Here is a 20,852-nt window from a genome sequence, read left to right on the forward strand (position 1 = left end):
ATTTTATAGCTATACATCATCTACTTGCATTCACCACAATGGAGACAAAAAAATGCAAGAGAAAAAACCTTTGTATGAGTTTCAGCATCCTGTCGATGATGAACAAATTCTTGAGGCAGCAGCATACATTATTGCTCAGAAGCAGTTTCGTGATGGTGTATTAAATTGCCCGAACGATTGCGAAAGCTACCTGAGACATAAGTTGGCATTACATGAATACGAAGTGTTCGCGGTAATGTTTTTAGATAGTCAAAACCGCGTTATCGCTTTTAAAGAGCTTTTCAGGGGAACCATTAATGCGGCGAGCGTTTATCCTCGAGAAGTTGTAAAAGAAGTTTTGTCGTTAAATGCAGCTTCAGTCATTTTGTCTCATAACCATCCTTCTGGTGTTGCTACACCATCCCAAGCAGACAAATTAATCACAAACAAGCTGCGCGATGCATTAAATCTAATAGATGTCTCTGTTCTTGATCACATCATAATCGGTGAAACAAGTTATTCATTTGCTGAGCATGGCTTAATTTAAAAGGAGACTGAGTAATGGCAATCAAAATAGAGCAAATAAAAGGTTTAAAAGTGCCAAACACTTTTATTGAAATAGTTAGTAAGGAGATTGCATTTAGTGAGTGTTTTAGTGACAAAGCGAAGTCGTTAACGCTCAACTTTAAAGATCCTGAATACGGGCCTGAAGCAGGGGGCTTTCATCCAGTTGAAGTGCGATTAGAAAAGCATACTAACAATTGGCAATTCGAATATATTACTGATTTTTCTTACCAGGGAAATGTTTACCCTGAATTGGTTAAAGAAATTGATATTTGCTTTTCTAGCAAGCGAGTTTTTCATTTGCTTGTCGGCTGGTTGAACCATAATGAAGCAAATGAACTTTTTGCTTTATTTATTTCAAACTTTGTTGAGTATTACCGCACTGGCTGTTATCAGGTATCAATAACTTGTGACTAGGAGGGAGTATGTCTGAAGTCCAGGCAGTTAAAGATCTAGATACGGTTAAATTAATAAGTTATTTACTAGAGAAGCGTAGCTCTAAGCAGATGAGTGATGTTTGGAATATCGGTTTAAATTTAGCTCTGAGAATATCTGATCTGTTATCAGTTAAATTTACAGATATACAAAATGATCGGCTACTCATTTTTGAAAGTAAGACAGGCAAGCTTGCCGAGATTAAGCTAAATAACAAGGCATTGAGCTTTATAAATGAGATCCGCTCAACTCATCCTACTCACGTCTACCTTTTTCAGTCTTACCGTAATCAGCAAGCTAAATACTCTAAACCTAGACCATTATCACGAAGGGCTGTTACAAGGGCATTTGCCCTTGTAGGCGAAGAACTGAACATTAAATTAGGCACGCATTCAATGCGTAAAACACGTGGGTATCACCTTTACCATAAAACGCATGATATAGCGCGGGTAATGAAAATGCTTCGCCATAGCTCCGAGGCAACGACACTTCGCTACATTGGCATAACACAGGAGGAAATAGATAAAGATTTTGAAGAGTTAGAGCTATAGCAGGGTAGTGCATTAGGTGCTACTTTCAATTTAATAGGAGGCATTATGTCGTTAAATAAAGCCGTAACGTGTGGACTCGTTGGCAATGAGTTATCAAAACAGATTACGGGTAAATGCGAGACCAGTATTGGTCGTACAGCCGTTGCTGTTGGCTCTGGAGCAGCAGCAGGGGCGATTACATCCGGTGCTATCATCATTGGGGCTGGTGCAGTCTCTGCACCTGTTACAGTTCCATTGGCGGTTGCTGGTGGCGTAATTGCTGGTATTGCTAGTTTATTTGACTAGTAACAAACGAAGAACGCATTTTTATGAGTGCGTTCTTTTTTTGTTTTTGATTGTATTTTTAGCTTCTCGTAATGCTATTTTGGGAACTTGCCAGCCCTTATATAATAAGGGCTTGAGCTTGTTTAGCTAGTTGAAGGTCTCAAAACCTCGTTAAAACGAATTATGAGAAGCACAGGTATTAATTAAAATATCACCTCTGACTATAACCAAAACACCGCTGTCCTAATCTGTATTGCTTAGTATTAAGCTTAGCGAAGTAACTCAGGCGATAAAATAGAGCATGGAAGTCTTGAGTAAAATTAGGGTTATTAGCGTCAAGGTAGTAATGAGCATTTTGAGGCAAATGAACTAATCGCATCGTTTCATCCAGCGGTAAGTGCAACGCACTTGCCCAAGCCTTAACAATTCGAGTAAACAGATTATCGCTCTCTTCATTTATTTTACCCGTACAGTGATATCGGTCCTTGTTAAAAAATAGAACAAGATGATAATGCTGATGATGAGCAGTGCTCTGTTCTCTTGCCCAAATATACCTAACATTGCAAGGGTGTGGTGTTCTACCTTCACGAGTTTTACGAGCTTTACGTTTTGTATCAGCTTTAATCTGCGCCCCAAGAGAAGCAATAAACCGCTTAATAACTTTATTGCTATCTAAATCAATTGTATTTGAGTAAGCAGGTAGCCTTAAATCAATTCTCACAGCAAACGTTCTTTTATGCTCAGCACATGCAGCAAGCATGACTTTCTCACTAGCATCTAAGTAGGGAATAACTAAAGACTGATTTACTCTAGCGAGCGTGTGATATTGCTTGTAAGTAGAGTTAGTAGTTACTGAGTATTGTGTTTGATTATTCATCTTCTTTGTCCTGAAAGTATGGGTTCATATCAGGTGGATGAATCGTATTTTTTTATTTGAATTTGTTTTGATAATTACTTCGTTACTAGTAACTCTAATAAATATTACCAAACCGAAATTTACACTAATAAAAGCAGTTTAGTTTGTGGTGGTTGAATTTGAAAATGCATTGCTTATAAGTTTTTTTACATATTTAAAGTTACTCTGAAGTTACATTTTAATGGTTGGTATTTTATGACCTGTGAAGTTTGCGAACGTTCCGGATAGCTTAAAGCTAAAATAAAATATATTTTTTCTAAAGTTACTATTATTGCAAGTACTTATTTTTATGAATAGATACTTTTTAGTACAAAAAGCATCTGCCATTAATTCTGAGTTGTGGCTTTGTTCGTTAAAAGGTAGAGTGCTGCTAGCTTTTGCGTAACAACTCAACACTAAATATTTTGAAATTGTATTCACAAGTGAGGTGATAACGAGGCACATTTTGTAAAAAGTTGAGTTTTCACAGTCAGTTTGATCAGTCCCAGCTAGAGAATTATAAACGTTTTGAATAGATATTTTACTTTTGATACCTTTGGTGAGTAAAAGCAAAAAAACATAATATAAATTATCTAGAACACTTTTAGGTTGTTTAGCTAGGTGTAATTTAATGGCTTTAAATATGTGCATAGAAGTCAGGCCTTCTGCTTGAAATTTAAGTAAAGAAACATTTTCACCTAATGAAGTATCTAATTCTGGACTGAGTGATTTAATAAAATTATCTTTGTAAATTTGCTTGTTAATGTCTTTGATTTCTAATAGAGGCTTAAACCTAATATTACCCATTGAAATTACTTTTAACTCTCCCTGTAAATCTAAATATGGTACCAGATATGCTGATGGCCTTTTGGGGTTGGCTTTCTTTTCATTGCAAGTAAATCGTTCATTTTTTTTGTAAGTACATCCTTTTGTTATTTGAATAATAAAATTTTGTTCAATAAGTTTAGTAATAGCCGTTTTTGCCTCTATATTTTTTAATCCGCATTTATTAGCTATTGTCGGTAAAGAAAAGTTTTCGACGTGGCCAAACTCATCCTGATTAAGTACGAAGAAGCACCATACTATTTTCACAGGCACTCTAAAACTTTCATCCTCTATTTGAACAAGCTTTTTGAACAGTAATGATTTATTCATTTCTGTATATTTATCGTAGACAAAAATGTACGAGTCAGCTGGTCGTCCAGGCTTAAAGTGCTCAGCTGCGAGTTTTGAAATTGCATTTATTTCTTGTAGCTCTTCTATTACTTTTTTAAATTTATTGTGTGGGCATCCTAATTCTATCAGATCAGATTTAGATAGTTCGTCTCCAATAGTTTTCTCCGCAATTAAACGAATTAAAACCCATTTTGAATATGCTGATAGACCTGTGGTTAAGTTGAAAAACTCACTCATTAGATTGTTTCCATGCCGTGTCTTGTTACTCTATAGTAGAGTAACTACACTCTAATTAACATAATAACAGGTTGTTATTTTGTATTTTAAAAAGATGCGATATTCAATCTCAATTAGAATCTAATATAGACTTTTTATTTATTTTAAAAATCTAATTGAGCCTCTAATTGAGGTGATAGTTGAGGGTTTAATTTAGATGTTGATTAGTATTTAAAAGGTATCTGGTGAGATAGATTCTGACCGCAAAGCGGTTGCTTACAAATTGGTATTGGATTATTGTTTTCGATAACATCCTCAAACGGTAAAACACAGGGAAGAGTCAATGACAGATTGGATTGATAGCAAGAATATTTTGAAGTGGGTTAAAGAAGATGACGAAGACTTGCGCAACTGGCTAGCTTATCGATTTTCAAGCTATTCTGAATATTTTAAATCTGAAAATGCTTCGTTAAATAGCTTCATTAGATATGAAGTTAAAGGGTACAGTTCTAATGAGGATACTCAAAAAGTCGAGGTGCAAAGGCTGCATAAAGCCTGGAAAAGCTATGAAAGAGGCTTGAAGAATACATCTAATAAAGTGTGTAAACTTCAGCTGGAGGTGTCTAAATCAGCGCGTGATAAATTAAAGGCGCTTAGTGACGCGGATGAAATATCCCAATCTAAATATATTGAAAAACTAATAAATTACGCTAGGAAAAACCCTAAGTTGATTTCTAAAGATACAAAAGTGCAAGAGCCTTACAAACTCAAACAGAGAACTTTTGATGATAGTTCTGAAATTAAAGCTATAAGAGAAAATTTATCAACTATTGATAGTAAGATTACTAGATTATTAGATGCTTGGGAGTAGTAGGGCTGACTGAGCTTTTTTAGGCTGACTTGGTTGTTTTTAAAACAGATAAATTTTAGCTTGCCTAATGGTATTCCATTAATTAGCTGCTTTATTTATTTTTGTTTTTAATCAATTAATTATTTATTTAGCAAGAGTCTCTCCGTCCCGCCATTTCTTAAATTTACCCCACCATAGCAAAGTGCTTTTCGAGATTACACTTGGCCCGCATGGCTATATTGCTGCTGACCTTTCTGGCAAGCTCTATCACTAATAATTCAAGTTGCGCACGACTATAGCCTAGTAATACGCAGCGTTTAAGTTGATCGCTAACTAAGCTGCTGGCATCCTCTAACGCAAATAATGCGCCTAAAGAGGCAAGCTCACATACCCTGTTGTTTTGCTGGTCTAAACCAAACGGAAGCTGGCCAAATGTGAGCGCTGTTTTTAGTTGTTGCTCTGTGCGTTTGATTACCAATGCATTTGAACCTTGAATATCATCAACTGATTTTAAAACCTCTAGTGCCATTAACGATTTTGGCACCCCAGAATACACACTAATATGCGGTAAAATATCACATAACACTTGCATTGATACGCCATCATTAAGTGCGTGCTGACATGCTCGTTTTAACAAAGGCTTGTCATGAACGGTGACCAAAGCAGCGATCGCGACAAACACAAATAAATCCGTGTTGTTTAAGTTCATAATTTCTCTTTTGATTTTAGGTATTGAATATATTGAGGTTTTGCAGTAGAAGCTGATTGCAAAGAGCATGCAATCGAAAATTTGAAAATACATTATGGTTGATCACGGCGGTTTCTGCTTGCCATAAATGATTTAATTTTTGCCTAAAACAACGAACTGTTACCTTAAATGGTCCTAACCTTAATTTACGGTGATACACTTAATTGAGTATATTTAAGAGGTAATCTAAATGCGTCAGGCATTAATTGAAACAGTGAAAGCGATAGCGATAGAAGATGGTAGTTTTGAAACATCTATTCCAGAGTTATTAGTGTTCAGACGAAGCGAAGTTTCATTACCGATGGCCTGCGTGTATGAATTAGGACTTGGTATTAGTTTGCAAGGTGCAAAACGAGTTGTGCTAGGTGAGCATAGTTATGATTACACTGACGGCCAATCATTGGTAACATCAGTCGATGTGCCTGTTGCGTCGCATATTACTCGTGCCAGTAAAGAGCAGCCGTTTTATGGCCTTTATTTACGCTTAGATGTTCATGAAATCAGCCACATCGTTGCTGAAATGGAATTTACAGGGCAAGACAAGTTCCCTAAACACCAAGCAATGTCTGTGGTTGACACAGATAATGGCTTGCTTGATGCACTTCATCGGCTTCTCAATCTAGACAATGAACCTCAATTAAAAGCTAATCTTGCGCCACTTATTAAAAAAGAAATTGTATTGCGATTGTTAAATAGTCCTCATAGTCCGTATTTAAGGCAAATTGTGATGTCTGGCTCTGCGCACCAGAAAATTGCGAAAACATTGTGTTGGTTAAAAGAAAATTTTACTAGTCAATTTTCAATAGATGATTTGGCTCGTGATGCACACATGAGTCCTTCGACATTTAGGTTGCACTTTCGTGATGTGGTAAAGATGAGCCCGTTGCAATACGTAAAAAACTTGCGGTTGCAAGCGGCAAGGCAATTAATGTTGAATGAACGAATTGATGTTGGTTCTGCAGCACTAAAAGTAGGCTATGAAAGTCCATCTCAATTTAGTCGTGAGTACACGCGCTTTTTTGGTAAACCCCCCATAAAAGATATTTCGGCTATACGACAGCACCAAACAGCATAAAAAAAGAGAGCACATGGCTCTCTTAGTTTAAAAACGTCTTTTTGGCATTCTTAGTTGTGAGTCAAATTCATCGGGGAATAAAATCGTGCCGTCATCTTGCTCTGTCGGAAACACAGCAATCAATAAATCATCTTGTTCGAGTCCCGAAGTCCAGCGACTTAACCAGTCTTTGACTGGAATGGCTTTTGGCGTACAGTCTTGCCACTCACCGGTTGCCCAGCTTTGCGCGAATTCGCGACTAGGCCATACAGGCACGCAGTCATCGTCTTCATTTGAGAGCATCACACAGCCATGCTCATCATTGAGGATCCACACTTGTTTAAACTCTTGAACCGTTTCAAACATATAAGCGAGTCGTTTCTTAGCGCCTAAGGCGAGTACAGCATCAAATTCAGTTTCAACACGTTTGGCAGTTGCATTATTCATGACAGGCTCACTCTTTTAGTTATACACAGCTACACCTTAATCATAAGGTGATAAATTAATATGACAAGTAAAGTTATTAGCTAAATTAATTTACTAATGCAGCAAATAGATCGTCAGCAAGTTGTTGCAGAGATTTTGGGTCTTGATTTGTCAGCGCATAGGTACGAATACCGTATATGCCCATGACTAAAAAGCGTGCCAGTTGCTGAGCTGACTTGCTACTTGCAAATTCGTTATTATCAAGGGCTTTTTGAATTTGCTGTGCGAGGGCATGCTCGTATGCGTTTAAATTACCACGTAGCACATTGCAAATTTGTGGGTCGTTGCCTTCAACCTCAGAAATACTCTTTGTAAGTAAGCACACCTTGGCAACTTCACCTTCAATACATTCATCAACAATCACAGTCAGGTAATGTTTGAGGGTTGATAACACTGACTGTTGATCATTAAAAAGTGCCGTAAATTGTTGGTTTCTATCTTTTTGATACTGCTCGGTGGCAGCCAAAAACAAACCTTTTTTATTGCCATAAGCGGCATATATAGAGCCTGGATGAAGATGAGTCACTTCCTTTAATTTTTGCATACTGGTCTTTGCATAGCCAAATTGCATGAACGCATGCATAGCTTGGCGAAGTACAAATTCAGTATCAAATTCAGCAGTTCTCATTAATGCTCCTATTATTTACAATTGAAGTTTACGTAATCTTGAACGATTATTCAAAATAAACCTTGAAGTTAGTTTATATCGCCCTTATCTTGAATGTATGTTCAAGATAAGGATAGAACCATGAAAACCGATTTACTTTCTTCGTTTAAGTTAAATGACAGTATCGAATTACAAAACCGCGTACTAATGGCACCGCTTACTCGCTGTATGAGTGACGATAACCTAGTGCCAACCCAAGCTATGGTTGATTACTATGCGCGCCGTGCCGATGCCGGTTTAATTATTAGTGAAGCAACCATTATTCGTCCAGATGCCCAAGGTTACCCAAACACACCGGGCCTATTTACCAGTGAGCAAATTCAAGGTTGGAAAAAGGTCACGGATGCTGTGCACGCTAAAGGTGGCAAAATGTTTGCTCAACTTTGGCATGTAGGGCGAGTGGCTCACCCACATTTCTTTGGAGGTGATGTACTGGCACCATCTGCAATCGGCGTTGAAGGGTCGGTACCAAGAATGCGTGAGCTGACTTACGTTACACCAAAAGCTGCCACTATTGAAGACATCCAAGGTTTAATTGCTGATTACGCAAAAGCGGCCGAAAACGCCATTGAAGCGGGTTTTGACGGCGTTGAAATTCATGGTGCAAATGGTTACTTGATTGATCAATTTTTACATTTTGCTGCAAACCAACGTGAAGACCAATATGGTCAAACACCAGAAAATATGTCACGTTTTGCCCTAGAGGTCGTCGATGCAGTGATTGCAGCAATTGGTGCAGATAAAACAGCATTACGCTTATCGCCTGGTGCGTATTTTAATATGACTGAAAGCGAAGGTGATAAAGCTGTATTTGATTATTTATTATCAGCGCTGGAAACACGTAAACTTGCTTACTTACATGCTGGAATTTTTGATGACAGCATGCGCTTTGAAAGCTTAGACAATAAAACAACGTCTGAATATATGCGCGGTGCATACAAAGGTACTTTAGTCGGTGTAGGGAGCTATACCTTTGAGTCAGCTAATCAAGCTATCGATAACAACCAATTTGACTTAATTGCGATTGGTCGTCCATTTATTGCGAATCCGGATTACATCAGCAAAGTTAAAAATGGTGAGCAATTAACACCATACAGTGAAGAAATGCTGGCTGAATTGATTTAAAACACCTAATAACATTATCCAACCAAAAAGCGTCCTGTTAGTTTAATTGGGCGCTTTTCTAATACTTTCTTATTTATTAATCAGTTAAGTCTTAAATCTGCCATCTAAATGCATTAATTTTTTAATTATTGTGTCAAAAATTTTGACCCTAAATGTCATACGCGCTCTGCATACTGTGCCCGCTTACAAATACGTAACCTTGGAAAAACAATGAGCACAGTAACTAAAAAAACAAAGCTAAGCCTTTTAATAGCAACGCTTTTAGCAACATCAGCAAATGCAAACACGAATAACGAAATTGAAGAAATTACGGTGGTTGCAAAGCCAACCAGTTATGCCAATAACGTCATTGAACCTGCCATGCTTGAGCAACAAAGTTCAGTATCAAGTGTGTTAGCCGTAATTGATAACCTACCGGGTATTAGCATCAACGAAGGTGATGCATTTGGTGGTGACGATTGGTCAACCACTATTACTATGCGTGGTTTTAGTATTGATGGTAATCAACAGCAATTAGGTATGACTATTGATGGTATTCCTAATGGTGGTTCTAACTATGGTGGCGGTGCAAAAGCAAATCGTTATCTAGATAGTGAAAATTTAGCAACTGTTGAGGTAGGGCAAGGTACTTCTGATATTGCCTCTGCATCACTAGAAGCGCTAGGCGGTACTTTTAATTTTGTGAGTGCACAACCGAGTACAGAGCAAAGCACCACGTTTGCTTACACTACAGGCGATCACAATGCTAGCCGCTACTTTGTTAAACATGAAACCGGCACGGTGTTCGATAACACGCAAGCCTATATCAGCTACTCGCAAACAGATACTAGCCGTTGGATTGGTGATGGCAGCAATGGCGGTAAGGACAATCAGCACATTGAAGCTAAATTTGTATCGGACTTTAGCGACCTGACAATAACAGGTCGTGTTTCGTATGATGATGTTCACGAAATTAACTATAACAGCATCAGCATTAGCGAATTTGAACAAAACCCTGATTGGGATCGTTTAACGTGGAATTGGACCGGTGTGCCTCATTTTGATCAAATGTTTGCTGAGGGCTGGGGTACATTACGCGAAAATACCCTTGCTTATGTAAAGTTTGATTACGCGTTAAGTGCCACTTCAAACTTAAGCTTATCGCCTTATTACCATAAAAACTCGGGTCGTGGTGATTGGATTCCGCCTTATTTAACGTCACCTGTTAATGGTGATGGCAACCCAACATCAATTGGTGGTGAAAATGCTGGCAGCTACGGCTTTACCGACAGCGATGGCAACCCACTTGCACCTGCAGCAGGTTGTACGGCAAGTTTAGAATGGCCATGGGCTTCAGGCCCAGGCTTAAACCCGGCCTGTTACCCTGATGATGCCATTCCGGTTATGTCTTATCGTCATACTCACTACAAAAAAGACCGCTTAGGTATGACTGGCGAGTACCAAGTTACTCTTGGCAATCATGACATTGAAGCTGGCTTTTGGTTTGAACAAACAGATCGTGATGAATCACGAGATTGGCATAAAGTGATTGATGCCCGTATCTATCATCATTTTGATCATACGCCATATTGGACTCAGTACAAAAACACCTTCGAAACGGATACTTTTAAATGGTATGTGCAAGACTCAATCAGTTTAGGTGATTTCACACTTAATTTAGGTGCTAAACAGTACATTGTTGAGCTTCAGCGTTATAACCATTTTGAAGATGAATACTCAGATAAAATCGACAGTGATTCAGACGTACTGTTTAGCGGTGGTGTGTTGTATCAGCTATCAGCAAGCACAGAGCTATTTAGCAGCTACAGCGAAAACTTTGCGGCAATTAAAGATGGTGTACTTGAACGTGATTCATCGACACTGACCGAGATTGAACCTGAAACAGCTGAAAACATCGACCTAGGTGTACGTTACAGTGATGACCGTTTACGCTTAACAGCAACAGCTTATAGCATTGAGTTTGATAACCGTATTACCTTTATTGCCCCGGGCAGTGATACAGATGGTATTGATTACACCATTGGCACGAACGGTTCTTACATCAATGTAGGTGGTATTGAGTCAACGGGTGTTGAGCTATCAGCAAGTTATATGCTGACTGACAAATGGAACCTTTACACATCTTATACGTACAATAACTCTGAGTATCAATCGAACGATCCAAGTGCTTACAACAGTGATGGTGAGTTACTTGAGGAAGCATCTGCAAGCTTCAAAGCGGGTGATGAAGTCATTGACTCGGCACAAGATTTATTTGTGGTATCGGCAGACTATTACAGTGGTGATTTCCGCTTTGGTTTATCGGCTAAATACACAGGTGAGCGTTTAGGTGCATGGACTGATGAACAAACCCGTTCGCGAAACAAGGTTGATGGCTACACCTTGGTTGATTTAAACATTGGTTATAACACTAGCCTTGATTCAGGTGTGTTCAAATCACTCGACCTTGCATTTGTGGTGAATAACCTGTTTGATAAATCATACCTAGCAGGTGGCACAGGTAATGGTTCAACCTACTTTATTGGTGCACCACGTACTGCGGCTTTAACACTTACAGCGCAGTTTTAAATAATAAGCTAACGTTTTAAACAGCCCATCTTTGGTGGGCTTTTTTGCAGGTGAAATATGAAAAAATTAATTTTAGCCACAGCAGTGGTTGCAGCATCACTATTAAGCTTAAGCAGTAAAGCTGCTGACAATGTTGTGCTTGTAACTCTTGATGGGCTTCGCTGGCAAGAAGTGTTCTCTGGGGCAGATAAAAATTTAATTAATAACAGTGATTTTGTAGAAGATACAGATGAACTAAAGGCGCTTTTTTGGCGAAATGACCAAGCACAGCGAACTAAAGCGTTAATGCCATTTTTTAGTGACACATTGGCAAAGCAGGGTGTTTTGATTGGCGATAGAACTCAAGGTTCATTGATGTCGGTAAGTAACCCATGGTACTTCTCATACCCAGGTTACAGTGAAGTTTTAACCGGCATTGTAGATGAAAATATCGATAGTAACGATAAAGTTTCTAACCCGAATAAAACCATTTTAGAGAGTTTAAATACTCAGCCTGAATTTAAAGGTAAAACCGCACTTTTTGGCAGCTGGGATGTGTTTCCTTACATTGTAAACCGCGAGCGAAGTGAGGTTTTTGTTAATGCTGGCTTTGAATCCTTTGATGCGGTGAAATCAGAGGAGGTTAGCTTACTAAACCAAATGCAAAGCGAAATTCCGAGTCCTTGGCACAATGTTCGCCTCGACAGCTTTACCTACCGATTTGCCAAACAATATTTATTAAATAAACAGCCGCGTTTGCTTGTTATTAGCTTGGGGGAAACCGATGACTTTGCCCATAACGGTAAATACGATGCCTATCTAAAATCAGCTAAGCAAAGTGATGCGTTTATTCGTGACCTTTGGCAAACAATACAACAAACGCCCGGCTATAAAGACAATACCACATTGATTATTACTACCGATCATGGCCGTGGCAGCCATGCTGATGATTGGCAACATCATAGTTCGAAGCGTGCTTTGGCACGTTCAGAGCAAGGTAAGCAACGTTTTCCAAACGGCATTGTTGGCTCTGAGCATATTTGGCTAGCGGCAATTGGCCCAGATATAAAAGTAACTGGCTTAATTAAGCCAAACAATGAGCTCAAACAAGCGCAAGTGGCTGCAACTGTACTGAGCATTTTAGGCGTCAACAGTCAGCAAGTTAACCCGAAAATGGCAGCGCCGATTAAGGAGATCTTAAAATGAGTTTTACACTTAGCTTTTTTAGAAGCGCCTTATCAGGGTTAATGCTGGTTAGTAGTGTGAGTGCGATTGCCGCGCCAAGTAAAATTTTGTTTGGCTCGTGTGGTCATCAAGACAAGCAAATTCCAATTTTTGATGCTATTAACAAAGAGCAAGCCGATCTATTTATGTTCCTTGGCGATAATATTTATGGTGATACCGAAGATATGTCGGTGCTTGCAGATAAATATCAACGCTTAGGGCAAAAGCCGGGCTTTAAAACATTACGTGCGAATACGCCAATAATTGCCATGTGGGATGACCATGATTATGGCGAAAATGACGCTGGCAGCGAATATCCAAAAAAACAGCAGTCACGTAAAATTATGCTCGACTTTTGGCAAGAGCCAGCGGATTCAGCTCGTAGAACTCGTGAAGATGGCATTTACACCTCGTACACTTACGGTGAAGGTGAGCAAACTGTAAAAGTCATCATGCCTGACTTACGTTTTAATCGCGCGCCTTTAAATCATGTATCGGCGAAGACCTATCAACTTGAACGAAAACCCGCAAAACAAGGGCCTTATAGCCCAACAACCGATAAAAATGCCTCTATGCTAGGTGAAAGCCAATGGCAATGGCTCGAACAAGAGCTCAAGTCTGATGAAAAGATAAAAATCATTGCATCAAGCTTACAGCTATTGGCTGATTTTACAGGTTGGGAGTCATGGGCTAATTATCCTGCTGATCGTGAGCGCTTATTTGCGCTTATCAAAAAGCATAAAGTAAACGGTGTGATTATTGTCAGTGGTGATACCCACTGGGGCGAGCTGTCAAAGTACCAACAAAACCTTGACTACCCATTGTACGAGATGACCAGCTCAGGACTTACAGAAAAGTGGAAAGATGTTAGCCCTAATAAACACCGTGTAGGTGCTTATACTCATGAGGTTAACTACGGCGATTTAACAATTGATTGGCAAAAAGCAGACCCTACCATTCGCATTGCGCTTAAAGGTATCAAGGGTGATGAGATAATGCACACCGAGTTCGCGTTATCGACGATAAGCCCATACCAGTAAATATTGCCTCCAGCGCATACCCGCATCTAATACCCGGAAACATGGATTAAGCCCGGTTTGCGGGTATTTCTCTCTATCCCATCTAATTAAAATATCTTACACTGTGTCAATTAGTTAGTTTCAAGCAAGGACAGTGTAAAGTGCTGAATATAATTCAATCAAATCGCATGGAAGCACTGCAAGCGCGGTTTCACGCTCTTCTTAAAGTTAATCCATTAACGAGTCCCTTTAAAAAAGAAATTGTGCTTGTGCAGTCACCGGGTATGTCGCAGTGGCTAAAAATAGGCTTAAGTGAACACTTAGGGATTGCTGCTCAGGTTGATTTTCCGCTACCTTCAAGTTTTATTTGGCAGCTTTATCAGCAATTGTTGCCCGATGTACCCAGCGAATCACCGTATAACAAAGCTAACCTTGCTTGGAAGCTGTTTGCGATTTTACCAAACTGCATTGATGAGCCGCTGTATTTACCACTCAAAACCTATTTAGATGGTGACACTGAAGGGCAAAAAACGTTTGCCTTGTGCGAGAAAATTGCCGACGTTTATGACCAATATTTAATGTATCGTCCTAATTGGATTGCAACTTGGGAGCAGGGCATCGATGAGCTTGATGATGTTGATGTAGGCATTGCACCATGGCAACCAGATCTTTGGCGTAAGCTGGTGGCGCATAGTAAAGAATTAGGGCAAAGCCAATATCACCGCGCAAATATGCAAGACAAACTCCTTGCAGCCCTTGAAAAAATGGACGCAAGCCTATTACCTGAGCGTATTAGTTTATTTGGTATTTCTGCAATTGCGAGTAGCCAGCTTGAAGTGTTTCAGGCCATTGCGAAAAAAACGCAGGTATTTTTGTTTTTCTTTAACCCTAGTGAACATTACTGGGGCGATACACTCGATGAAAAAACAGCAGCCAAAATTACCGCTAAATATGCTAAACGCCCGCAGTTACAAGCACTTGAAGACAGTGCGAAAAACCCTGATCACGAGTACTTTTTTATCGGTAACCCGTTACTCTCATCGTGGGGTAAATTAGGCCGAGACTATTTTGAGCAGTTACTGCAATTAGATGCGCAGTGGCTTGACGGATTCGATAACGATTTTGATGACAGTTTGTTATCACAAATTCAGTCTGAGATTTACCAATTAGCCTTTAAGGGTGAGTCACTAACGCCTGATAAAGAATGGTTCATCAATGACGAAGGCAAACTGCCAATTCAGTCAGATGATACCAGCATTGTGCTTAGCGATTGTCACACGCCACTTCGTGAAGTAGAACGACTACACGATTACTTGCTTAATTTATTTAATGAAAATAAAGAGTTAACACCGAAAGATATTATTGTAATGATGCCGGATGTTGGCACATACAGCCCGTACATTGAAGCGGTGTTTGGTGGTGCAGAGGGGCGACGCTTTATTCCTTATGCGTTAGCTGATTTAGCTATAGAACAAGAAAAGCCCGTGTTGAGCTCGTTTGCAAGTTTAGCTGATTTACCTTACTCACGCTTTGGTGTGTCTGACATTCTTGATTTACTGCAAGTCACGCAAATTGCCGAGAAATTTAATCTCGAACCGCATGAATATGAGCAAATTGGTTTTTGGCTTGAACGTGTTGGCGTAAAATGGGGCTTAGATGCAGCTCACAAAGACAGTTTTGGCTTACCTGCGATTGATTTAAATACCTGGCAACACGGTTTAAACCGCTTGCTATTGGGTGTTGCACAACGTGATGAACAGTTGCCTTTCTCGGGCATTTACAGTGCCGATGAAGTGGAAGGCATGGCACTAAACACGCTGAATAAACTGATTGAATTTATTGACGTACTGGCACGTTATAAAACCAAGCTACAAGCTGATGCACCACTCAATGAAAAAGCAGAAACGCTAAAAGAGTTATTAGGTGAAGTATACAGTGATGAAGGAGAGCAAAGCTGGGATTTATTAGTCCTACAAAAAGTACTTGATACGCTGATCAAGCATTATGAAAATGGCGATTATCAACAAAACGTTTCGCAGCGCATTGTTAGTTACCTTGTTAAACAAGGTATTCAAGAAAAAGGCGTAGGGCAGCGCTTTTTAGTGGGACAAGTTAACTTTTGTACCTTGATGCCAATGCGGGCTGTGCCATTTAAAGTAGTGTGTATGCTGGGTTTAAATGATGCCGATTATCCGCGAACAGTTCAGCCAATTGGTTTTGACTTAGTACCTTACTCAAAACGCCAAAAAGGGGACCGCTCTCGTAAACTCGACGACCGTTACCTGTTTTTAGAAGCGATTTTAAGTGCTCGTGAGAATCTATACATCAGTTATATTGGTCGCTCATGCTTTGATAACCAACCAAGAATGCCGTCAACCTTAGTGAGCGAACTGCTAGAATATATAGCACGTAGTTTTGAATTTGCAGATCAAGAAACAGACTTAAAGCTTCCAGAGGCGCTGATTAATTATCAGCACTTACAGCCATTCAACCCAGCCTATTATCTGACAGAGAAAAGTGATGATAAGCAAAAAGCAGACAAACCATTAGCAACACAATTACATAGCTATAATCCTGTTTGGATGCCAACTCAAAGTGTCAATCCTGAGCCTCAGCAAGCGCTTAATGTTCAGCCAGAAAGTAGCGTTGAGTTAAGTCAGTTTATTCGCAGTATTTGCCAGCCTCACGAGAGCTTTTATCAGCAAAGCTTGGGTTTACGCTTGCCGCAATTTAACGATATTGCTAAAGATGAAGAGCCGTTTAGCTTAGACGCGTTACGTCGCTACTTTTATCTAGACGAAATTCTCGAAGCCAGTATTCAAGAAATGCCTCTAAACCAAGCGCAAATTATGCAGCGTGGTGAATTACCGCAAGCACACGTTGGTGACTTAGTGTTCGAAAGTATGCAGCACCGAGTCGATGCTCTTGCAGGGCAAGTAAAAGCGCATATTCAAGGTGATGAAGCATTACCCGTTGAAGTAAATATTAAAATTGCCAACACCAGATTAGAAGGTTGGTTAAATCATATATATGGTCAAAAACAGGTGTTTTATCGCACCGCCAGTATTAAAGCAAAAGATGTTATTAGGGGCTTTGTGCATCATTTAGCGGCGCAAATAATGGGCCAGTCAGTTGAAACCCTCATTCTTGGTTTAGACAAGCAAATTAGTTTTTCACCTTTGTCAGAAGACGATGCCCGCAAGTATTTAAACGATTGGTTCTCGCTCTATGAAACACTTTTAACTCGCCCAGTGGCGTTTTTCCCAGTCAGTGGCTACGAGTATATAAAAACAGATAAAGATATGGTCAAAGCAAACAATAAATTCGCGCCGCAATACATAGGCAAGGGTGAAGGCGAAAACCCGTATATTCGTTTAACCATAAAGAGCCTAAAAGACTGTGAAGAAGAGTTTATTAAATGGAGCGAGCTGCTGTTATCGCCACTAGTTGAATTAGCACAGGAGGCAGATCATGCAAACGCTTAATCCAATGAGTATGGCGCTGTGTGGGCAAAGCCTTATTGAAGCCAGTGCGGGTACGGGTAAAACTTACACCATCACTGGTTTGTATTTACGGTATTTGTTGGGCTTACAAAAAGCGACCGGTGAAAATGAACAATTGAATACGCCGCTTAGTGTTGAGCAAATACTGGTGGTGACCTTCACAGAGGCCGCAACGCAAGAAATTAAAGACCGCGTGCGGGCGCGCATAATCAATGCCAGAGATGCTCTACTTGGTAAAAAGCCCGATGATGAGCTGATTGAGCAAGTAATTAATGAGGTGACTGATAAACACGCGGCATTTGATTTGTTAGACGCCGCGGCAAAGTCGATGGATGAAGCCGCTATATTCACTATTCATGGCTTTTGTCAACGAATGCTGAAACAACATGCTTTTGAATCAGGTGTGGCGTTTAACTTAGAGTTTATTTTAGATGAGCGTGAGCTTATTCAAGAAACTCTCAATGACTTTTGGCGTGCCTTTGTCTACCCACAATCAAAAGAGCGCACGCAAGCAATTACCGATATTTTCCCAGTGCCTGCATCACTGTATTCACAGGTAGTGAGTTTACTCAACAAGCAAGGGGCAACAATCACCCCTGAGTATGACCTTGACGATATATGGCAAGCGCGCGACAACTTTGTGGCAAAAGTACCGGCATTTAAAAAGGCGTGCCGTGAGAGTGAGTTTATTAATGCTGTAAAAGCATCTGATTTAAGTGGCTCAAAAACCCCAGGTCGAAAAAACAGCCTTGCAGCGCTTGAAGAATACCTAAACAATGATGAGTTGTTTTTTGTATTTGGTACCAGTAAATACTCGTTTGAAGTATGGGGCTCAGAGAGTTTAAACGATCCTGCAAATTACAAGAAAAACGGTAGTTTGCTTAGTCATGCAATGGTGGCTCAGTTTGATGAAATGGCCAAACTGAGTAGCCTTATCAACAACGGATTGAATATTGCGATAGTGCAATATGCTGCTAAATGGGTGGCAAATGCATTAGTTAAACGTAAGCAAGAGCAAGGCGTGATCACCCCTGATGACTTATTAAGTAACTTGCATCAGGCGCTTTTAAGTGAGCAAGGCAAAGCGTTAAGTGAAAAAATTGCCGCCTTGTTTCCGGTTGCCATGATAGACGAATTCCAAGATACTGACCCCGTTCAATATGGTATTTTTAGCCGCATTTATGGCATTAAAAACACCACGCTTGCCATGATAGGTGACCCAAAACAGGCTATTTACGGTTTCCGTGGTGCAGATATTTTTACTTATATTGGCGCAAAACAAGCCGTTTCAGATGACAAACAATACACCCTCGATACCAACTACCGCTCAAGTGAAGGGGTTGTTGATAGCGTAAACCGCTTATTTGCTAAAAATGGCAATAGCTTTATTTACAACGACGCAATCCCATTTCAAAAGGTTAATGCAAAAGGAAAACAGCAAGACAAAGCGTTTTTAATAAACGGTGAAATGCCCAGTGCGTTTGAATTTTCGGTTTTTGTTGATGAATACGCAGAAGCGAACAACAAGCCAACTAGCAAAGGGGGGGCTCAACAGGCATTAGCTTTGCAGTATACGAAAAAAATCACTGAGCTACTCAAGCAAGCTGATGCAGGCGATGCGACTATTGCAGGAAAACCACTTACTGCTGCCGATATCTGTGTGTTAGTGCGAGATCGAAACGAAGCACAGCTGATGAAAGCCGCACTTGCAGAAGCTACCATTGCCAGCGTGTATTTGTCGCGTGATAGTGTGTTTAACCAAGAGCTTAGTCACCATTTACTTAACTTTTTAACAGCATTACATGGTCAGTATGATGAGTCATTACTGCGTGGTGTTCTTGCCGGGCCATTGTTTTGCTTAAGCTACAACCGCATTTATGAACTTCACGAAAATGAAAGTGCATGGCAAGAGCATTTAAACTTTTTTGCTCAGCTTGCCCATATTTGGCATAAACAAGGCGCCATGGCGATGCTCGAGCGTTTATTAAGCCATAATCAACTCGCAGCGCGTTGGCAAGGCTTAGGTTACAATGTTGAACGCTGGCTTACCGATTTCCGCCATTTAGGGGAAATTTTACAGCAAAAGCAAATTGAGCTTGAGGGAACCCATAGATTGCTGCGTTGGTTTGCGCAAAAAGTCAGCCAACAAGATGGTGAAGCGGTGCAAGTACGCCTAGAAAGCGATGCTAATTTGGTGAAAATTGTCACCATGCACGCCTCAAAAGGCTTAGAGTACCCGATTGTATTCATGCCGTTTGCCTGTGGTTATCGCGAAAGCAAAGAAGCCCTTTATCATAAAGACGGTAAGTTGATTTATGATCTTGCTAAAAGTGATGATGCAATGCAAAAAGCAGAGCAAGAGCGCTTGGCCGAAGATTTACGATTGCTCTATGTGGCGCTGACTCGTGCCGTGCATTTTTGCTCAGTGGGGATGTATAACATTGCGCAAGGTCGCAGTGCTCGTCCGGGCATTCAAAGTACTAGCATTGGCCACGTATTATTTGCAGGGTTAGATGTTAAATCGGGCGATGAATGGCGAGCATTGTTACAAGAATTTTGTAATGGTTCAGCGCACATGCACTATGAGGTATTTACCCAAGCAGATGAGCTTGAAAAGCTAAGATTAGGCAGTTCTGACAGAGAACAAGTCTATAAAGTAAATACTGTAAAAGCAGAGATCCAGCGTGATTGGCGCTCAACCAGCTTTAGTAGCTTAACGCTGAAAAAGCATACTGACCACATTGAACTTGGGCGCAGTGATGAAGACCACGCAAAAGATGAGTTTTTAGCCCAAAATGCAAATGCTATAACATCTTACAGCTTTCCTAAAGGCGCAAAGCCGGGTAGTTGTTTACATGAAATATTTGAGCAATTGGACTTTACCGACCCTTATGCGTTAAAGCGTCCAGCCACTGAGCAAGACGACCATGCACTTGATAAAGTGATCAAAAAATTATTTGAAAAATACCATATTGATGATAGCTGGCAGGAAATGACAGAGCAGTGGATCCTAGCAGCATTGAACTGCCCATTAAACGATAAAGGGCTTAGTTTATCAGTACTTGAACCTGATACGTGTTTGGTCGAAATGGAATTTAATTTACCGTTGTTATCGCTTTCAAGCGATAAGCTTAACCAAGTGTTGGTGCAACATTTTAAATTACCAGGACAGCTTGATTTTAGTGAGGTGCAAGGCTTACTAAAAGGCTTTATAGATTTAATATTTTGCTGGCAGGGTAAGTATTATATTCTTGATTATAAATCGAACTTTTTAGGTAATAGTGCGGCTGACTACCAACATGAGCAACTAGAGCAAGCTATGACCAGTCATCAGTATCATTTGCAGTATTTAATTTATACCGTGGCACTACACCGTTTATTACAGCAACGTATTCAAGATTACGATAGCGACATGCATTTAGGCGGTGTTTACTACACCTTCTTACGTGGTATGAGCGAAGGGCAAGGGGTGTACTTTAATCAGCTAACGAAACAGCAAATATCTGAGCTTGATAGCTTATTCGCACAAGGAGCCATGCTATGAGTCAA

Annotated in this window: 17 protein-coding genes; 12 read left to right on the top strand and 5 right to left on the bottom strand. The window is 40.1% G+C overall.

Translation table 11 applies throughout. From position 1 onward, the window contains the following. The first annotated feature begins 52 nt into the window (after positions 1-52). From radC to J3455_RS10560, 4 genes are read left to right on the top strand one after another with little or no spacing between them, the layout of a single operon-like run. Positions 53-526 carry a RadC family protein gene (radC, locus tag J3455_RS10545; protein WP_349561697.1) on the top strand — a complete coding sequence of 158 codons (474 nt, stop codon included), beginning with the start codon at positions 53-55 and terminating at the stop codon, positions 524-526. A gap of 14 nt (positions 527-540) precedes the next feature. Then, positions 541-960, top strand: coding sequence for a DUF2787 domain-containing protein (locus tag J3455_RS10550; protein WP_175078192.1), 420 nt, complete (start codon positions 541-543; stop codon positions 958-960). A gap of 8 nt (positions 961-968) precedes the next feature. Beyond that, positions 969-1,529 (top strand): tyrosine-type recombinase/integrase, encoded by a 561-nt coding sequence (locus tag J3455_RS10555; protein WP_062565198.1) that lies wholly within the window; start codon positions 969-971, stop codon positions 1,527-1,529. A gap of 45 nt (positions 1,530-1,574) precedes the next feature. After that, complete coding sequence (locus tag J3455_RS10560; RefSeq protein WP_349561699.1) at positions 1,575-1,814, top strand: hypothetical protein; 240 nt, start codon at positions 1,575-1,577, stop codon at positions 1,812-1,814. A gap of 190 nt (positions 1,815-2,004) precedes the next feature. Here J3455_RS10560 and J3455_RS10565 read toward each other — a convergent pair whose 3' ends face one another. Both J3455_RS10565 and J3455_RS10570 read right to left on the bottom strand, forming a co-directional pair. Next, entirely contained in the window at positions 2,005-2,670 is a 666-nt protein-coding gene (locus tag J3455_RS10565) for an inovirus Gp2 family protein (protein WP_349561700.1), read from the bottom strand. A gap of 210 nt (positions 2,671-2,880) precedes the next feature. Further along, on the bottom strand, positions 2,881-4,101 hold the full coding sequence (locus J3455_RS10570; protein WP_349561701.1) for a hypothetical protein: 1,221 nt from the start codon (positions 4,099-4,101) through the stop codon (positions 2,881-2,883). Positions 4,102-4,423: 322 nt separating this feature from the next. Between J3455_RS10570 and J3455_RS10575 the strand changes: the two genes are divergently transcribed. Then, a complete protein-coding gene (locus J3455_RS10575; protein WP_349561702.1) occupies positions 4,424-4,951 on the top strand; it encodes a hypothetical protein in 528 nt (175 codons plus the stop codon). Positions 4,952-5,114: 163 nt separating this feature from the next. On the opposite strand, the gene J3455_RS10580 is transcribed toward J3455_RS10575, so the two are convergent. After that, positions 5,115-5,639 carry a carboxymuconolactone decarboxylase family protein gene (locus J3455_RS10580; RefSeq protein ID WP_349561703.1) on the bottom strand — a complete coding sequence of 175 codons (525 nt, stop codon included), beginning with the start codon at positions 5,637-5,639 and terminating at the stop codon, positions 5,115-5,117. 229 nt (positions 5,640-5,868) lie between these two features. Here J3455_RS10580 and J3455_RS10585 point away from each other — a divergent pair, with 229 nt between their 5' ends. Further along, positions 5,869-6,753, top strand: coding sequence for an AraC family transcriptional regulator (locus tag J3455_RS10585; protein ID WP_130051699.1), 885 nt, complete (start codon positions 5,869-5,871; stop codon positions 6,751-6,753). A gap of 27 nt (positions 6,754-6,780) precedes the next feature. Here J3455_RS10585 and J3455_RS10590 read toward each other — a convergent pair whose 3' ends face one another. Then, positions 6,781-7,179: a DUF2750 domain-containing protein gene (locus tag J3455_RS10590; RefSeq protein ID WP_130051698.1), complete on the bottom strand. Its 399-nt coding sequence runs from the start codon at positions 7,177-7,179 to the stop codon at positions 6,781-6,783. 85 nt (positions 7,180-7,264) lie between these two features. Continuing rightward, the gene (locus J3455_RS10595; RefSeq protein ID WP_130051697.1) at positions 7,265-7,846 is read right to left on the bottom strand and encodes a TetR/AcrR family transcriptional regulator; all 582 of its coding nucleotides are present in this window, start codon (positions 7,844-7,846) and stop codon (positions 7,265-7,267) included. Between the two features lie 120 nt (positions 7,847-7,966). Between J3455_RS10595 and J3455_RS10600 the strand changes: the two genes are divergently transcribed. The 6 genes from J3455_RS10600 (at position 7,967) to recB (ending at position 20,847) form a co-directional block, all read left to right on the top strand. Next, on the top strand, positions 7,967-9,010 hold the full coding sequence (locus J3455_RS10600) for an alkene reductase (RefSeq protein WP_167658851.1): 1,044 nt from the start codon (positions 7,967-7,969) through the stop codon (positions 9,008-9,010). A gap of 210 nt (positions 9,011-9,220) precedes the next feature. Continuing rightward, complete coding sequence (locus J3455_RS10605; protein ID WP_349561704.1) at positions 9,221-11,578, top strand: TonB-dependent receptor domain-containing protein; 2,358 nt, start codon at positions 9,221-9,223, stop codon at positions 11,576-11,578. 57 nt (positions 11,579-11,635) lie between these two features. After that, on the top strand, positions 11,636-12,763 hold the full coding sequence (locus tag J3455_RS10610) for an alkaline phosphatase family protein (RefSeq protein WP_349561705.1): 1,128 nt from the start codon (positions 11,636-11,638) through the stop codon (positions 12,761-12,763). Continuing rightward, positions 12,760-13,821 carry an alkaline phosphatase D family protein gene (locus J3455_RS10615; RefSeq protein ID WP_434784466.1) on the top strand — a complete coding sequence of 354 codons (1,062 nt, stop codon included), beginning with the start codon at positions 12,760-12,762 and terminating at the stop codon, positions 13,819-13,821. The genes J3455_RS10610 and J3455_RS10615 overlap by 4 nt, the downstream gene beginning before the upstream one ends. A gap of 140 nt (positions 13,822-13,961) precedes the next feature. Next, positions 13,962-17,285, top strand: coding sequence for an exodeoxyribonuclease V subunit gamma (recC, locus tag J3455_RS10620; RefSeq protein WP_349561706.1), 3,324 nt, complete (start codon positions 13,962-13,964; stop codon positions 17,283-17,285). Next, positions 17,272-20,847 (top strand): exodeoxyribonuclease V subunit beta, encoded by a 3,576-nt coding sequence (gene recB, locus J3455_RS10625; RefSeq protein ID WP_349561707.1) that lies wholly within the window; start codon positions 17,272-17,274, stop codon positions 20,845-20,847. The genes recC and recB overlap by 14 nt, the downstream gene beginning before the upstream one ends. Positions 20,848-20,852 lie beyond the last annotated feature (5 nt).

The organism is Pseudoalteromonas sp. NFXS39 (genome assembly GCF_040148775.1).
GTDB classification, from domain to species: Bacteria; Pseudomonadota; Gammaproteobacteria; order Enterobacterales; family Alteromonadaceae; genus Pseudoalteromonas; species Pseudoalteromonas apostichopi.

Coding starts and splice junctions, on each gene's coding strand:
- radC (WP_349561697.1), top strand. CDS start 53: ATGCAAGAGAAAAAACCTTTGTATGAGTTTCAGCATCCTGTCGATGAT.
- J3455_RS10550 (WP_175078192.1), top strand. CDS start 541: ATGGCAATCAAAATAGAGCAAATAAAAGGTTTAAAAGTGCCAAACACT.
- J3455_RS10555 (WP_062565198.1), top strand. CDS start 969: ATGTCTGAAGTCCAGGCAGTTAAAGATCTAGATACGGTTAAATTAATA.
- J3455_RS10560 (WP_349561699.1), top strand. CDS start 1,575: ATGTCGTTAAATAAAGCCGTAACGTGTGGACTCGTTGGCAATGAGTTA.
- J3455_RS10565 (WP_349561700.1), bottom strand. CDS start 2,670: ATGAATAATCAAACACAATACTCAGTAACTACTAACTCTACTTACAAG.
- J3455_RS10570 (WP_349561701.1), bottom strand. CDS start 4,101: ATGAGTGAGTTTTTCAACTTAACCACAGGTCTATCAGCATATTCAAAA.
- J3455_RS10575 (WP_349561702.1), top strand. CDS start 4,424: ATGACAGATTGGATTGATAGCAAGAATATTTTGAAGTGGGTTAAAGAA.
- J3455_RS10580 (WP_349561703.1), bottom strand. CDS start 5,639: ATGAACTTAAACAACACGGATTTATTTGTGTTTGTCGCGATCGCTGCT.
- J3455_RS10585 (WP_130051699.1), top strand. CDS start 5,869: ATGCGTCAGGCATTAATTGAAACAGTGAAAGCGATAGCGATAGAAGAT.
- J3455_RS10590 (WP_130051698.1), bottom strand. CDS start 7,179: ATGAATAATGCAACTGCCAAACGTGTTGAAACTGAATTTGATGCTGTA.
- J3455_RS10595 (WP_130051697.1), bottom strand. CDS start 7,846: ATGAGAACTGCTGAATTTGATACTGAATTTGTACTTCGCCAAGCTATG.
- J3455_RS10600 (WP_167658851.1), top strand. CDS start 7,967: ATGAAAACCGATTTACTTTCTTCGTTTAAGTTAAATGACAGTATCGAA.
- J3455_RS10605 (WP_349561704.1), top strand. CDS start 9,221: ATGAGCACAGTAACTAAAAAAACAAAGCTAAGCCTTTTAATAGCAACG.
- J3455_RS10610 (WP_349561705.1), top strand. CDS start 11,636: ATGAAAAAATTAATTTTAGCCACAGCAGTGGTTGCAGCATCACTATTA.
- J3455_RS10615 (WP_434784466.1), top strand. CDS start 12,760: ATGAGTTTTACACTTAGCTTTTTTAGAAGCGCCTTATCAGGGTTAATG.
- recB (WP_349561707.1), top strand. CDS start 17,272: ATGCAAACGCTTAATCCAATGAGTATGGCGCTGTGTGGGCAAAGCCTT.